Source organism: Erysipelothrix sp. HDW6C, assembly GCF_011299615.1.
In the GTDB taxonomy this organism is placed as follows: domain Bacteria; phylum Bacillota_I; class Bacilli_A; order Erysipelotrichales; family Erysipelotrichaceae; genus Erysipelothrix.
Window position 1 is genome coordinate 72,889 of record NZ_CP049861.1, and the last position, 17,008, is coordinate 89,896.

General features: G+C 40.4%; 12 protein-coding genes. 10 read left to right on the plus strand and 2 right to left on the minus strand.

The window, feature by feature from the left end:
* The first annotated feature begins 44 nt into the window (after window positions 1-44).
* The 9 genes from G7062_RS00390 (at window position 45) to G7062_RS00430 (ending at window position 9,205) form a co-directional block, all read left to right on the plus strand.
* Entirely contained in the window at window positions 45-1,442 is a 1,398-nt protein-coding gene (locus G7062_RS00390; protein WP_166063947.1) for a glycoside hydrolase family 1 protein, read from the plus strand.
* Window position 1,443: 1 nt separating this feature from the next.
* Window positions 1,444-2,784, plus strand: a complete 1,341-nt coding sequence (gene celB / locus G7062_RS00395) for a PTS cellobiose transporter subunit IIC (RefSeq protein WP_166063948.1) — start codon at window positions 1,444-1,446, stop codon at window positions 2,782-2,784.
* 83 nt (window positions 2,785-2,867) lie between these two features.
* On the plus strand, window positions 2,868-3,716 hold the full coding sequence (locus G7062_RS00400) for a MurR/RpiR family transcriptional regulator (RefSeq protein WP_166063949.1): 849 nt from the start codon (window positions 2,868-2,870) through the stop codon (window positions 3,714-3,716).
* A gap of 173 nt (window positions 3,717-3,889) precedes the next feature.
* Complete coding sequence (locus tag G7062_RS00405) at window positions 3,890-4,669, plus strand: ChbG/HpnK family deacetylase (RefSeq protein ID WP_166063950.1); 780 nt, start codon at window positions 3,890-3,892, stop codon at window positions 4,667-4,669.
* Between the two features lie 25 nt (window positions 4,670-4,694).
* Entirely contained in the window at window positions 4,695-6,653 is a 1,959-nt protein-coding gene (locus G7062_RS00410) for a PRD domain-containing protein (protein WP_166063951.1), read from the plus strand.
* Between the two features lie 42 nt (window positions 6,654-6,695).
* Window positions 6,696-7,103, plus strand: a complete 408-nt coding sequence (locus G7062_RS00415) for a PTS sugar transporter subunit IIA (RefSeq protein ID WP_166063952.1) — start codon at window positions 6,696-6,698, stop codon at window positions 7,101-7,103.
* Between the two features lie 9 nt (window positions 7,104-7,112).
* Complete coding sequence (locus G7062_RS00420; RefSeq protein WP_166063953.1) at window positions 7,113-7,601, plus strand: PTS sugar transporter subunit IIB; 489 nt, start codon at window positions 7,113-7,115, stop codon at window positions 7,599-7,601.
* 3 nt (window positions 7,602-7,604) lie between these two features.
* The gene (locus tag G7062_RS00425; RefSeq protein WP_166063954.1) at window positions 7,605-8,390 is read left to right on the plus strand and encodes a PTS sugar transporter subunit IIC; all 786 of its coding nucleotides are present in this window, start codon (window positions 7,605-7,607) and stop codon (window positions 8,388-8,390) included.
* On the plus strand, window positions 8,390-9,205 hold the full coding sequence (locus G7062_RS00430; RefSeq protein WP_166063955.1) for a PTS system mannose/fructose/sorbose family transporter subunit IID: 816 nt from the start codon (window positions 8,390-8,392) through the stop codon (window positions 9,203-9,205). The genes G7062_RS00425 and G7062_RS00430 overlap by 1 nt, the downstream gene beginning before the upstream one ends.
* Before the next feature lie 44 nt (window positions 9,206-9,249).
* Here the strand turns inward: G7062_RS00430 and G7062_RS00435 are convergent, their stop codons facing one another.
* Window positions 9,250-10,638 (minus strand): 6-phospho-beta-glucosidase, encoded by a 1,389-nt coding sequence (locus tag G7062_RS00435; RefSeq protein ID WP_166063956.1) that lies wholly within the window; start codon window positions 10,636-10,638, stop codon window positions 9,250-9,252.
* A gap of 147 nt (window positions 10,639-10,785) precedes the next feature.
* The gene (locus G7062_RS11560) at window positions 10,786-15,672 is read right to left on the minus strand and encodes a S8 family serine peptidase (protein WP_166063957.1); all 4,887 of its coding nucleotides are present in this window, start codon (window positions 15,670-15,672) and stop codon (window positions 10,786-10,788) included.
* Window positions 15,673-15,994: 322 nt separating this feature from the next.
* On the opposite strand from G7062_RS11560, the gene G7062_RS00445 reads away from it, so the two are divergent.
* Window positions 15,995-16,975, plus strand: a complete 981-nt coding sequence (locus tag G7062_RS00445) for a hypothetical protein (protein WP_166063958.1) — start codon at window positions 15,995-15,997, stop codon at window positions 16,973-16,975.
* Window positions 16,976-17,008 lie beyond the last annotated feature (33 nt).

Here is a 17,008-nt window from a genome sequence, read left to right on the forward strand (position 1 = left end):
AACAAAGCGCTTACAGTTCAGATGTAGAAAAGAGATTGATTATTATGACAACATTTCCAAAAGACTTTTTATGGGGAGCATCGATATCAGCTCACCAAACCGAAGGTGCCTACGCTACTGATGGTAAAGGACTCAGTGTCCAAGATACCCGTCCCCGTGACAACAAAGATATTTGCGACTTTACCGTTGCTTCTGATTTTTATCATAACTATAAGGAAGACATTCGCTTGCTGCACGAACTTGGTCTCAAAGTATTTCGTTTCTCGATTGCTTGGACACGTATCTTCCCAACCGGTGTTGGCCTTATAAACCCAGAGGGAGTCACTCATTATCATGATGTTATAGACACATGCTTGAGCTATGGCATCCAACCCATGATTACACTTTATCATTTTGACTTACCACAGAGTCTTGAAGACACTGGAGGTTGGAGTAATCGTGCGACTGTCAACGCGTTTGAAGATTACGCCCGATTCCTATTTACCGAGTACGGAAGCAAAGTAAAATACTGGCTAACCATCAACGAACCCAATATTATGTTACTTGTAGACAAAAAAATATTAGGAAAGCATATTCCACTTAAAGAGAAATATCAACAGTTCCACCATATAATGATTGCGGAAAAACTCGCATTCAAAGCATGTCACGAACTAGTTGAAGGTGGACAGATTGGTCCTGTTCCGAATATATCCATTGTCTATCCCGCAACATCAAAACCACTTGATAATCAAGCATCCCTTTATTTTAATTCCATTCGAAACTGGCTTTACCTCGATTTTGCTTGCAAAGGAATTTACAATCCGATTGCACTCGATTATCTTCGTCAAAAAGATGTGGTACCACAGATGGAACCGGGTGATGATGCAATCATGAAATCAGCCTATCCAGACTTTATTTCAGTAAACTACTATTCATCTGTAACTGTTGAATATCCTGAAGCGGATGTTGACATGATGGACGGAATTTCTGACCAGCAATCCGAAGATATTATGGAGAAGGGCTTTTATAAAGGGTATACCAATACCTTCTTAACAAAAAACGAATTCAACTGGACGATCGACCCACTCGGTCTCAAAACAACAATGCAACATATTAATGATCGTTATGCATTGCCAATGATGATTACTGAGAATGGACTGGGCGCTTACGATACCTTAGAAAACGGAGAAATTCATGACGATTATCGTATTGCATACATCCGCGAACATCTCAAGGCTTGTTTAGAAGCAATGTCGAGCGGCATCACATTGCTTGGATACAGTCCTTGGTCAGCAATTGATTTGGTCAGTGTTCATGAAGGCATGCAAAAACGTTATGGATTTATCTTTGTTGATCGTACTGAAAAAGATGAGAAACAACTGAAACGATACCGTAAAGATAGTTTTTACTGGTATCAAGATATCATTAAAACCCATGGGGAAACACTACAAAAGGAGAAATAACATGGATAAAATTATGCAGTTCCTTGAAGCCAAGCTTCTTGGGCCACTGAATAAAATGGCCAATACAAAATTCATTCGCGCACTTATGAATGCGGGTCTTGCAACGATACCGTTCACAATTGTTGGTTCGATTTTCTTAATATTGAATAACTTGCCGCAAATTATTCCACCATTAAAGACATTCTTTGAAGCAACAATTTTAAATTACTCCGCAGTTTATTCGGTTGCAAATACAATGGCCTTGGGGTCAATCGCAATTTACTATGTTGCTGCAACGGGATACTACTTCACAGAAGAGTATCGCAATCGGGATGGCCTCAACCTCAATAGCTTCAACGGAGCAATTCTATCCCTCTTTGCATTTTTAATGACAATTATTCAAGTTACAATCGTCAATGGAAAAGCAATGTTAGTTACAGACTTGACCCAAGAAACATCGGTTGTATTCAATGGTGTTTCGGTGGGTGGTTGGATCACACGTTTCAGTGGCCAAGGAATCTTTGTCGGGATCATTACGGCTGTTCTCGCAGTGCAAATTTACCGCCTGTGTGTTGTTAAGAACTTTACAATAAAAATGCCAGAAGGGGTACCAGAAGGCGTTACACGCTCCTTCGCAGCACTTGTTCCAGCAATCATTATCGCATTTGTTATGATTTTCATTAATCTTGGTCTCGCATTTATGGGAACCGATGTTCATGCAATGCTATCCAAACCCTTTGGATTTGTGCAGGGTCTCGCAGGATCTTATCCTGGTGTCCTTGTGATTATGATCCTTATTCACTTACTTTGGGCTGTTGGTGTTCATGGAACATCCATCATTAAAAATACATTTGTAAACCCAATACTACTTGTAGCACTGACACAAAATATCGATGGTGCCAGCAATGTATTTGCGGGTGACTTTGTGAATATGTATTTATTCATCGGTGGTGCTGGATCAACATTGGGACTCTGTTTGCTCTTTATGTTCAAATCTCGTTCCGCTACTTTAAAAACACTTGGAAAAGCTTCCATTGTTCCTGCTATGTTTAATATTAACGAACCCATCATCTTTGGGGCACCCATTGTGTACAACCCATATCTTATGATTCCCTTTATTATTGCACCACTTGTAAACGTAACACTTGCTTACTTCGCAACATACTTCGGTCTTGTTGGTAAGGTTGTCTCAGGGATTCCATGGGTATCTCCTGTAGGTATTGGTGCATTCTTGGGGACTGGTGGCGATTTCCGAGCCGTAATCCTTGCCTTTGTATGCCTCTTTGCTTCAACGCTTATTTATTATCCATTCTTCAAGATGTATGACAACAAACTCTATCTTGAGGAAACACAACCAAGATAAACATCAAACAGATTGCCCTGCAATCTGTTTTTTTATCCGCAAGCACAATGAAATGATATAATAAGGATTCAAGGAGGACTGCTATGTTACTCATTAACCGTCTTAAAAATGAAACCAACGTGTCCAGTGCTGAAGCAAAGGTGGTTGACTTTATACTTCAAGATCCCAAGCGTATTATTAATATCACAATCCACGAGCTCGCTGAACTGACCTTTTCGAGTGCATCCACAATCACTCGCTTTTGCCGTAAGATGCAAACCGATGGGTTCTCTGATTTTAAATTGCAGCTCGCACGTGAACTGAGTGCATCCAATGTAAGTGGCGAACGTATCGAGGATAACCTCCCGTTCGCACCCAATCAAACAAGCCAAGAAATTATCAACCGAATCTTAAATCTTAATTTTCAATCGATGAACGATACTTATAATCAAATTGACCTACCCCAAATCGAACGCATTGCGCGCCAAATCTACGAAGCACCCAGCCTGTACCTCTACGGAACCGGTCAATCATTAATCTTGGCCCAAGACTTCCAATACAAACTTCTAAACTTGGGAATTAGCTGTGATTTGGAATCTCAAGTTGGTTTTCAAATCATGAAAGCAGGCGCACAACCCAAAGACAGTTTGGCATTGATTGTTTCATACTATGGACAAGGGCAAGAGAATAAACGGATCAAACAAGTCCTAACCGGACTGGGTATTCCTTACATTCTTTTTACCGGACCCAATGAGAATCCCTTGTGCGAAGGTGCTCATGAAGTTGTTCATGTTCCCCCACAAGAAGAACTTATCCTTAAAATGGCATCCTTCTCATCACGAACGGCAATTCAACTCGTACTTGATTTTGTGTATGCCCTCATCTTCTCGTTTGATTATGAAAACAATCGAGGTATCAACAATATCAAGTCACGCTTGGTTAATACGAAATAAGAGAATGAACTAAAGCATTGCGTATCCCGCAATGTTTTTTTGCACTTTCTCAAGGGCAAATATTAACAATGACCTTAGTACAGGAAATTCTTACACTTAATGAAAGCGCTTAAAAGAAATATACTGAAGGTGTTGAAGTACCAGCTGGCTTCAAAAAAGAGAAGGAGAATACAATGAAACTATTATTTCAATCCGATGATTATGGTTTTACTGAAGCAATCACCTATGGCATTCTCAAAGGGATTCGTGAGGGTGTCATCCGTAATACAGGCCTGTTTACCAACATGCCTTCAAGTGCCCTCGCTGCCTCACACATCAAAGATCATCCCGAGTGTTGCTTTGGGGTAGACATTAACATTGTCGCTGGACGCCCCGTGAGCGACCCCTTGAAAATTCCTGGATTGGTTGATGAACACGGTGTCTTCATTGCATCAACTCAAAGAAACCTTTCCATCAACTCACAAAATGAAAAGGTAGCAGACCCCTTTATTTATGAGGAAGTTGTCCTTGAAGCACGAGCTCAAGTCAACCGTTTTATCGAACTGGTCGGACATAAGCCCGAATATCTTCATCCACACTCTGTGATGACCGATAACCTTGTACGTGCATTACGTGATGTCGCCCGCGAATTTGAAATCCCTTTTTCCATGGAATTTCTTGCCAATAATGGCGTACATTTTGTAAGCAATGATTGGAATCCAAAACCCTTTAATTTGGATGTGCAAAGCAAAACAGATGTTACACACAACACACTGAGGGTCTTACCTGAAGTCTTAGAACATGAAGCTTCAATCATAATTTGCCATGCTGGTTTCGTGGATGATGCGGTACTTGAAAATTCAACATATTCACTCATACGCGTTAAAGATCTTGCGATGGCAACAAGTCCAGCCGTTAAGGAATATCTGAATGAGCACCAAATCGAACTCATCACTTATCGCGATTTAATGTAATAATGTAAGCAAGAGAGGTGTTTCTATGTATAAGAAAATTCATGTTCAAATGCTTTACCATCTAACAGAGCACACTGTCACGATGACTAGTGTTGCACTCGCCAAATTACTCGAGCGAAGTGCACGCACTGTTAAGAATGAAATGAGGGAGTTGAAAGTCATCAGCCGAGATTTTGGCGTTGAAATCACGTCACGGCGCGGAAAAGGGTATCGCGCGACTATTTTTGATGAAGATCTCTTTCTTAGCATGTATGAGAAACATCTCGTTGTTGCAAACTATTATGAACACTCAAACAATGCATCTGCAGGCAGAGCAGACTACATTATCTCTTTGCTCCTAAGCTCTGACAGAGTTCTCACTCTTGACGATATTGAAGCGGCAATGTATTTGAGTCGAAACAGTTTTAAAGAAGAATTACGGCAAGCAATTGCCTACCTACAATCCTTTAATATTATTGTTGAAAACAGTCCCAGTCGTGGCATTTCTTTACAAGGGAGTGAGGAGAGTTATCGAATGGCGCTCACCCAGATGTTTGGTGTGCACTTCAACAGTTATGAAGTTGCAACCTTGGAGCCCACATTAGAAATGTATGAAATTGATTATTATCAACGCCAAAGCATTCGCCATGAGTTTATGGATGTATTACGAGATAAAGCACTTTCAATTTCTGATGATGCCACGCAATTCATTTCCGTTTATTTGGTCGTTGCAATCAATCGCATCCGCAACCACAAAGAATTGAACTTACAAACAACGTGTGACATTGTAGATACCCCCCATTACGGCGTTGCGCGTGTTATTGCCACAAAAATTGAAACTATCACCAATATTCACTTCAATGATCAAGAGATTCTAGTCATAACAAAACTCTTGATTGCCAATAGTAATAACTATAATTATTATACCGAGGACTTTCAGTTTTTCGCTTTGAAGAAAAAAGAGGCTCGTACCCTTCTTGAGTCTATGAAAGACACGAGTCGTCCCTTTTTTGAGATGAGCGTTGATCATTTTGAAGGCCTCCAGCAAACACTTGAATGCATCTTAATCAATGCCGAATTTGGGTATATTCAACACTCACTGCCCCCACTTCGGAAACGATACATTCCCTTTTGCCAGGTATCTACAACGATTGCCCATAGTCTTAAAACATTCATCGAGAAAACATATCACATTGAAATCGCCGATTCATTTCGAAATCACCTCGAAAAGTCTGTTATGTTTTTAATTGATGCGTATGAACTCAAACATCAAAAAGCATCAATTGCTGTCGTCAGTACCAACGGAAAACAATATGCCAAAAACGTATCTACGAAAATTAAAAAACGCTTAAGAAGCCTCGTTACTGACGCATCATACTACGAACTGTACGAACTTCGTGGTAAGACCACCGATGCATTACAACTGGTTGTTTCTGATATTGATGAAGCGTTCTATCGCTATACCATACCCCACTACAGTATGTCTGGAAATGAATTATCCCTCGATGATTACAGGAGCATTTCCATTATCTTGGTTAAATACATGTATCAGATATTTGATGACCTGTTGGACCTCGAATTTAATTTTTCTGAAAGTCTTGCGATTAACACTATTTCAGAGCTGAGTAAAATGCTCTCATATCGTTATACCAGTAAGAATTTTGATACACATAATCTCTATGAATATATTCAAAATTACTTCCTGATAAATCGTATCGATACGGATACCGAAGTCGTTATTCTAGAAATGCCTAATCATTATGATGGTGAGGCATTCATCGATGTGTATTCACACCCAACTCAAGATGGGGTGCACTACGTTATGGTTATTCACCTTGGAACCGTAACACCCAAAATTTTAAAATACCTCACAATTATTATCCGTGCATTATCCGCAAACTATGAAGTGATTCAACAATGGGAGCAAACCCGCGACTTTAGCGTTCTTTTTGATCAAATTGCTGAACAAATACTCATAGAAGGTATTGACGGCGTTGCACTCTAAAGTGCTCAACTACGAAGGCACATTAGTGCAACAGGAGGAACTATGAAACGTATATTACTTGTCTCTCACAGTCACTTTGCGACTGGAACCAAAAATGCTATCGAGTTGTTATTAGGCAAGCAAAATAATCTCTTTGCAATTGCTGCCTATGAAGATAATTCTGATATCGAATTGGTCTTAAATGATTTTATGGATAATTCAAATTACGAACAAACGCTCGTGTTGACAGATTTGTTTGGTGGAAGTGTAAATACATTTGTGTCCAAATATTTGAGTGAGTCTGTCTTTGTTGTTGCGGGATACAATCTCGCGCTGGTGCTCGATTTATTGCTTAAAGAAGAACCCTTTTCAAATGAGTCCATTCGTGCCAGCATTCAACAAGCTCAAAATGCCATCAAATTTATGAATGATGAAGTTTCAAAAAACGAACAAGAGAATACTTTCTTTTAAGGAGATATTATGATTAAACTACTTAGAATTGATGAACGACTCATCCACGGGCAAGTTGTCCTTGGGTGGTCAAAGCACTACAACATTACGCATATTGTTGTGGCAAACGATGAGGCAGCAAACAGCCCACTTTTGCAAAAAACACTCAAAATGGCCGCACCTGCAGGAATAAAAGTGGCAATTAAATCCATCGATGAAGCCAACAAACTCTTAACAGACCCAAAAGGTGTTAATGCATCGATTATGGTACTTGTTAACAATCCTGAGGATGCCTACAAAATACTCACTGCCAACACCGATGTAAAGAGCTTTAACATCGGTAATTATGGACGCTTGAATGCGGCTGGGGAAAGTCGCGTTCAAATATCCGCAGGACTACTTGTAAATGATTACGATCGTCAATGGTTTGAAAAAATACTGGACACTGGTGTCAGTGGTTTTGTACAAATGACATTGGATCAAAAAAGTGAAGATTTAGGAGATCTATTAAGGAGATAGAACATGATAATACAAGCACTTATCGTAACTTTAGTTTACTATTTACTGTATGTTGGTGACTTCTTCATTGGATGGCAAACCATTACACGTCCAATCGTCGCAGCACCAATCGTCGGATTATTTTTAGGCGATCTAACATTGGGAATCACCATGGGAGCATCTTTAGAGGCAATATTTATGGGTATTTCCGCTATAGGCGGATCCATCCCTGCCGATGCTTTATCAAGCAGTGTAATATCTGTTGCATTCGCAATACTTACCGGAGCATCAACTGAAGAAGCACTGGCCATATCGTTACCTATCGGTACTGTTATGGCAATGCTTAATGCTTTTATGACACCCGTATTTGCACTCGCAGCGCCCGTATTTGATAAATATGCCGAAGCAGGCAATACAAAAGCTTACAACCGGGCCCATATATTAATGCTCCTCGTTGGAATGCCGCTCACTGGTGTTATCACGATATTCCTAGGTGTTGCGTTTGGAATCGATCAGTTACAAATTCTGCTATCGAGTTTACCACCTTTCATTATGAGTGGTATTGGTGCAGCAGCTGGTATGCTTCCTGCAGTTGGATTCGCAATCATTACTTCGATGATCTGGTCAAATCAAACCGGAATGTATTTCTTTATTGGTTTTGTGCTTGCAAAGTACCTCGGGCTTGGTCCGGTTCCAATCGCCATTATTGGTACTGTCATTGCACTCGCAGGATTCTTTAGAGATAAACAACTGGCAGATTTAAAAGTTGAAGCCACAACAGTATCATCAGATGAGGAGGATTTCTTTTAATGAAAGCAGAAGTACACGTTAACGATAACAAAGAACTCAAAACATTGTTCTGGCGCTCTGGGTTTATTTTTGGATCATTCAATATGGTTAAGATGATGGGACAAGGTTTTGGATTTACCATGAATACAACACTCGATAAGATCTATGCCCAAGATGAAGAGGCACGGTTACAAGCGCAAACACGCCACAATGGCTTCTTCAATTGTCATGCGGCGATGCTTGGTTTAATTGTAGGAATTGTATTTGCGATGGAGAAAGAAAAATCGGCAGGGAAAGAAGTAACTGGCGATGCGATTACAAATATCAAAGTGGCCCTCATGGGACCCCTAGCTGGAATCGGTGATTCCTTATTCTTCAATACTATCCGTATTATCGCTGCAGGAATCGCCATTGGGTTGGCCAGCCAAGGTAACATTCTTGGAATGATTTTCTTTATTCTTATCTATGGTGGGAGTTTCCTTGTTGTTAAATGGGTCTTACTGAAACTTGGGTATTCGATGGGTACGACATTCCTTGATAAAGCCTTTGAAAGTGGTGTTATTCAAATCATTTCAAAAGCAGCAAGTATTCTAGGACTGGTTATGGTTGGTTCTATGGTTGCAACCATGGTCAATATCAACATCGTTGCTGTCCCTAACTTTGGCGGAGCGCAACTTCAAATTCAAGAAATGCTTGATACCATCATGCCTGGACTATTGTCAATTGGATTGGTCTTTGGAATGGTGACACTTATCAAGAAAGGTGTCAAAGTCACCTGGCTTGTCATCCTCTTGATTACAATGTGTATCATTCTCGCATTCTTTGGAATTTTATAGATATTTATGACAAACAAAAAGGTCGCCCACTGGCGACCTTTTTTTTATGCAGGAATGTAAACAACACCCTCTGCTTCTAATTTTGAAATAACGGCTGCAAACTGTGGTAGGTAATCTTTATTTGCTACCAACATTTCATCCAGCATTGCTTTTGCTTCATAACCACTTGTGATAAGTGGGTTGATTGTAAATGCTTGAACTGCCTTGTTGTAATCACCAGTTGATGCAGCTGCAATAACTGTTTCTTCCATGGCTTTCATCAATTGAAGTTGACCACGAGCTGCTGGCTCAAATTTACCCCAGTTGTAAGGTTCTGCACCATGAGCAGTAATTACCGCAGAGACTTCAACAACACAATCATACGGAAGATCTGTGATAGTACCATTATTTTGTGTACTTACGACCATTTCTTTACGAGCATCATTATGAATCGATGCAATAATTTCACAGGCGGCATCCGAATAGTGTGTTCCACCACGTTTTGTCAGTTGCTCTGGCTTGTAATCCAAAGCAGGATCTTTATACAATTCAAAGAGTTCTGCTTCTGTCTTTTTAACGACCTCAGCACGTGTTTCGTTCTTCGCATACTCTTCAAGATTTTCTGTTAACATTTCTTTTGTGATGTAGTAGTAGCGATGGTATGCGCATGGCAACATTCCTAAATCCTTGATTTGTTCGTAAACAAAGATTTTATTCTTGATGTTTGCAACACCAAACTTCTCTGCAAGAACTTTTGCAAATTCGCTCTCTGGATGATAAATACGATCAATCAGTGTATCCGTCACTTCTTTTCCGTCAACATCCCAAGCGCGATGCCAGTGGAAGTGATTGAGTCCAGCGTATTTATGGAATAGTTTTTCTTCGCCTTCTTCATAACCCATTGCCATATTGTTTAATTTTGTTGAACCAATTGGAACATTACACAATCCAATGGTGCGTTTCCAACCACCAACTTTAATGGCAGCTTCGGTAACCATCCCCGCAGGATTGGTAAAATTAATCAACCAAGCATCGGGACAGAGTTCTTCCATATCTTTGATGATATCTAGGATGACTGGGATTGTGCGGAATGCCTTAAAGATACCTCCCGCTCCATTTGTTTCTTGTCCAATCAAACCATACTTTGCTGGAATACGTTCATCACGAATGCGCGCATCCAATTGACCTACACGAAATTGTGTTGTCACAAAGTCCGCATCTTTAAGTGCTTCACGACGATCAAGTGTCAAATTCACATCCCAATCAAGTCCCGCTGCTTTGACCATTCTCTGTGCCATTGCGCCCACGATTTCAAGTTTTTCGCGACCCATCTCAATATCGACAAGCCACAGTTCACCTATATCCATTCTATCTTGGCGGTTAATAAATCCTTCAATTAATTCTGGTGTGTAGCTACTACCTCCACCGATTGTAACAATTTTAAGTTTTCCCATGTCATTACCTCCTATCGCAATTGTAACCGCTATCGAAAGTCACATCAATACAAGGCACGTGCTTCGTTCCTCAGTTTCATGCTTTCATGTTTTCAGTGAATAATCATGAAATTTAGTACCAAAAAGGGCACATTATGTGCCCTTCACTTATTTCGTATTGTTTCTTTTGCGTTGCTCGCTTATATACACAAGCGCAATTCCCAAGACAAGGAGTCCCGCTGGGAACGTTGGGTTGCGTGATTCAATTCCAGTTATCGGAAGTTGCTCCCCTTTGTTGCCCTCGTTGGGTACTTGTGGGTTTGGTTTTTCACCTGGATTTGGATTTGGGTTGGGGTTAGGATTTGGATCAATTCCCTTAGCCGCAATTTCAACCGTAATCTCAAATGATTGACCATTCACTGTATACGTTAATGTTGTTGTGCCTGCTTTAAGTGCTGTAAAAGTTTTTCCTTGGTTTGCACGTGCTAATGGTTCTGTCATGGTGAAGAACGCTTCATCATAGGTCCATGTTCCATTACCTGGTGTTGGGTTCAAGGTGACACTCGTACCGACAGTCAACGCCATTGTTGGTTGTAGACCTGTTATCTTAGATTTCAGTCCATCAATCGCAGTTTGTAAGGCCAACACCGCAGCATCGATTTCTGCTTGTGATGCATTTTCATTTGCAATCACTGCTTTTGCAGAAGTAATGGCGGTTTGCAGTGCTGTCCATGATGCTTCAGTATATGACGACTCTTGTAATGTTGCTGTTTGTGCCACAAGCGTTACAAGTGCAGACTTATTCAAGGCAGTAACTTGAACAAGTGCTGTTGCACGTTGTCCGTTTTCAAGTACAGTCTCAATAATTACTGAACCAACCTTTTTCGCTACAATTGTTGTGCCATCGTATGTGGCAATCGTTTCATCATAAGATCGGTGTGTTAAGTGATTGTCTTCTAAGAGTGATGTCGTAGTGCCAAAGTCAAGTGTCACGGTTTGTGACGCTCCTACGCTTAAGCCATACGATAATGCATCAAAGTTCACTTCGGTATATTTATTGTCAGTATCCAAAACGGCAATGTTAAAGTGAATGCTGCCATTCTCACTTGTTGCACGAACGATGGTGTTACCAGGTGCAAGACCTTTTGCACGAACGGTTCCATCACCCATATCTTCAAGTGATACGATCGCTTCGTCGTCAACCGTCCATGCAATTGCTGCATTCGTGATATCTGTTGCATCAAGTGTTACAAAGCTATCACGATGAATACTCATGCTTGTATATTCAACAGTCGTTGTGAGAGCGCCATCTGTAGCAACAATTGTGACGGTTGCTTCTGCTGAAACCTCACCATATGTTGCACTAAGCGTTGCAGATTCACCAACACTGCCATTTACAACAAAGGATGCAGTTCTTCCTGTCGTATTTGTCAGCGCTACAATTGTAGCATCACTCGAGGACCAGGTAATGTTGCTATCATCAATCGATACGCCAAGTGGCTCAAATGCGCTTACGCTAATTTGACCAGAGGTGCCACTATTAACTTCCACGTTTTCAAATGACAAGGTCATCCCTGATACGTTTGGTTTTGCATAAACACCCAATGTCATTGTTGCGGTATTTCCTTTATCATCTTCTACTTTAAGTGTCGTTTGACCTTCAGCAATTGCTGATGCAACACCATTTTGGTCCACGGCTGCTACACCAGGATTGCTTGATGTCCATGAAACCGTAGCATTTGCACCAAGATTTTCTACTTCAATCTCAAGTTGTTCACCCACAGCAAGTGTTGCTGATGCTGGTGAGAGTTTGAGATCGGTAAGATTTTCTGAAGGAACTGTGAGCGCATAGACTTGTTCATTCATACCCACATCAATAAGTGATATCATGATTTCTTCACCGATATAATCCGTGACGTCAATGCTTAAATCATGTTCACGAACCGCTTCGTTAGGTGTATATTTTTGGAAAATTGGTGTATCCCATTTTGGTTGCCCATCAATAAATGGTGCCACTAGGGTATTAACCATGTAGTTCTCATCAATTGCCTTGGTTTCAATAAACGTACGTCCATTTCTTCTTACCAATTTGAAGTTATTCGTATCCAAAATTGGATTTTTTGTATCAACAATGACATCAAACTCATACGTATCGTTTACGCCAGGTCTAAAGCCAAGTTCGGCGTCGACAGCGTAACGATAGACACCATCTTCAACTGTTTCCCCATTAAGCTTATCACCCTTCCACTCTGGAGCTGGATCAAATGCTGATGAAGGAATTTGTTGACCGTATGCGTTTCGATACATCGATTTATTCGAAAACTCTGAAGTAAACTCATAGACTTTTTCTTGAGTCTCTTTATTGGTAATTGTATAGTTCAGAACACGTGCATTTCGGACTTGACTTAGAATGACTGTCTCAATGCTGTCCGCGATACCGTCACCATTAGGTGATATAGCAAACATATCCTTGTTAACATCCACAAAGTCTTGATCAATGATGTTTCCACCTAAGATTGAATACTTTGTATAAACTTGGTTCACATAACTGTTTGGTAGTGGAATGTCATCATACCATGAGCCATGGTCGAAGATTCCAGGTTGCTCCCAGTTACCGTAGTATGCTAAGTAAGGAATTGACAATATGACATCATTCCCTGATACACTCGTTGGTGTCAACGTAACGTATCCCTCAACATAAATACCATTTTCAAATGCTGCATCCATGGCTGCTTTTTCGGATGCACTCAATGTAACTGTGACCGAGACATTTTTTGTTTCCTGAGGTGCAACACTTACCGTTGCATCGCCATTTACCGATGCATCTGCAGTCACATTACGGTCCAACATGAAGGAACGTGGACCAATCCCTTGGAATCCATAGGTCACAGAACCTGGTCGACTTGCGATACCACTGATATCATAGTCAACTGTAGTGTCACTTGTGTTGGTTACGCTAAAGTTAAGTGTATATACACCAGTTTTTTGTGGATCATCGCCCAATTCGAGTTTCGGACGTTGTGAGCCATCTTTGTTCTCTGCTACAGATAAGAAAGCAGGTGAATTGATGGCGTCATTGACATTGAATACCCCAGCACCTTGTACACGGACTGAGTTTGGTCCATCTGCCCCATACGAAGGATGTGCAGTACTCATCAATAATTGATTGACGCGCTCAACCATTTCATTATCAGACAACGTTGGCATGGTATTTTTCAAGTGTTGTTTTACCAATGCACTTGCACCTGCGACATGTGGTGATGCCATTGACGTTCCCGACATGGAACTATAGTAAGTACCTGTTTGACTTGGGTAGGTGGAATAAATATTCCCACCCGGTGCAGCAAGTTCTGGTTTAATACGTAATTCATTGGTTGTTCCCATGCTTGAGAATGACGATGGCTGACCACCGGTTGCATTATTCTCGATTGGAACATCGGTTTGGAAAATGGTCATTTCCTTGGTTGCTTGGGCAGCAAGGAATTCACCGTCTTCTTTCGAGATGAATCCAGCAGGGATTTGTGCATCGCCTGCCGCCATATTAATGAGACTTCCGACAACATTGTCATACACTAAAATCCCAACTGCACCCTGTGATTCAGCAATCGATATTTTATCTGAGAATGCGATATCACCACGACGCACAAGTGCAATGGTTCCATTTACATCGAGACCTGTATAATCAGATGCCGATCCAACACCGGGAATCACAACATAGTTGTAGACTTTATCTTCAATTGATTTAAATGACACTTCGGTTGTCGTGTGGGCAATTGTTTTACCATTTGATGCAATTGCTGATAGCATCTTGGTTGTATTATCGACACTTGCAATGGACAATGGTGTATTAAATGTTGAGGGTCTTCCCACTAATCCATGATCCGGATCACCTGTAGGTGTTAAGTCTAATCCTGCCCATTTGTTATTTTTAGCACTGTTTGTTGCATTCCCTGCTGAGACATCCAGAATAATTCCAGCCGCCTTAACACGATCATACACTTCCTGTGTCAACCCTTCGCCTTCACTTGAGAAGCCAGCATCACTACCCAAACTCATGTTGATAACATCGACATTTAATTTGGCAGCATCATCCAATGCAGCTAAAACAATCCCATCATGGGTTGTGCCACCGATATCGGAGAATACTTTAAAGATCATCAGTTGTGCATTTGGCGCAACACCGCTGAATGTGTCTGACTTTCCAGCAACAGTCCCCGCGACATGCGTACCATGGGCTGTATTATGCCCTGTTTCCGCATCTTTAGGCGTAACATCTGCATCTCTATCAGCATAGTCATAAGCATACGGAACTTTCGTTCCTGCATAGACATCATCAACGCTCAGACCTGGCGTAGTAGTTTTTGCACTGAGTTCAGTGTTGGCAACAATCGTTGCGATGCCAGCGTAATCTACACCGACATCTGTAAGTTCTTGTTGGAATGCCTCATGTTGCAAATCAAGGCCGGTATCAAGGACACCTACAACAATTCCTTCACCCTTATAGTGTGCGCTATCCCAAACTTCAGGTGCTCCCACCATTTCATTGCTTGAGCTCATTTGAGGTTCAACCGCTTCATAGGTTGCTGCAACAAATGCGCGTTTAACATTTGAGATTTTGCGAATTTCTTTGATATTCTTATATTCAGTTTTGATTGAAAATCCATTAAGAACTGTAGAATAACGGTTTTCAACTGTTGCATCTCCCGTTATTGCGGCAATTTTTTGTATGGTCGAATCTTGAGCAATTTCTATTTTTGTTTCAACTGTTGCTGCTCGTGATGACTTCATAAATGTTTCGACTGAACCTGTTGCATAATAATCGAGCAATGGTTTCTCTGTAAGTTCAACAATAACATTCACAATGTCATTATCTTCATAGTTTAAATCATCCCCACGTTCAATGGGTTCATTTTCTGATTTTAGATGATCTAAATAAGACTCTTGACTGAGTGTTGGACTCACATCTTGAGTTTCATCAGCAGCAATACTTATAGTACCTGATAGTACTAAGGTTGCACTTACAAGCAAGTGCAATGTTCGTTTTACCAATTTCATTAATTTCTCCTATTTTCTATCCCCTTTGTAAACGAATTAGTATTTGAAACACCGGATTAATTGTTATCACCTCTCTTTTACGAATTGCATCGTCGTATGGTAAAAGAGTAAACGATTTCACAATTCAACGGTAGACAATGTAACAGACGTCATAATTTATGTAACGAGTTTCACTAATTTGTGAAAATACTTGAAAATCACACATAATTAACAAACACCGCTTCCACTATATTTCAATTTCGTGACATGGATTCCCTTCTTAATGACATACTTAAACCGTAATGTGGTAAATGTGATAGGGTTATTTCTATAGAGGTACCTTATGAAATTAAAAAATAAACGACTTAGATTACAATTAATAATTATCTTAATTCTTATTCCTGCACTCATCGGAACACTCATCTCACTGTTTCTACTTCCCGAAGAATTCCCCATTATTACCCATGTCTTCGATGTTCCCGAATCAATGAAGCAATCCATTATTCAAACGTCCATACGGGATTTACGTATCTTTCAGATATTGATGCCCTTTGCCATGATTTTCTTCAACATTATGCTTTTTACAGGATTATACTTCTTGTATTCTTTTTTACGCAATCGTTTCCCACGTCGACAAACTGCACTTAAATTGGTCGTCCCAGATGACGAAACTCACGATCGCTTTGTATCAACTTATAATCGCGCATTTTCGTTTGTTCAATCTCACGACCAAAGTGTAAAGCCAATGAATTACTATTTCTCAGATATTGATGAACCCTTTACCATGAGTTTGAATAAAGATCATGCCGCTTTGGGTAAGAAGACGTATTCATTAGAAAATAGCGATGAAAACCTTTATGTGACACTCATCGCAACATTATTACGACAACATTCAAACATAGGAAAAGAGCGCGTACTGTTTCAAGCCTCGATTGTTATGCTTATCATCGACATCTACTTCTCAACACTCTTGATTCCCTATTTGGATACAGTGATAATTATTCTCGTCATCTATACCTTTTTGTGCATTATTCTTACGCTCATTCAATTAAAAATTAAGAACACAACTGTTAAGAAGTGGCTTACTTTATTCTGTAAGCCGTTTACATTTATATTTACAAAAATATTATCATGGGTAAATTACATCATTCAACCCACAATCGTCCGTGAAGCCTATGCGGTAGACGAACAAATGGTTTCAATGGGCCTTGGAGATGAACTTTTGAAATACTTAAACTATAGTATGTCCTTCGAGAACAAAGATGTTCCCCTATCTGTAAGTTCAAGACAACGCATCGAAAACATCGAAAAACTCCTTCACTAATCAAATACTGCGCGTGGTATAATGTTGACAACA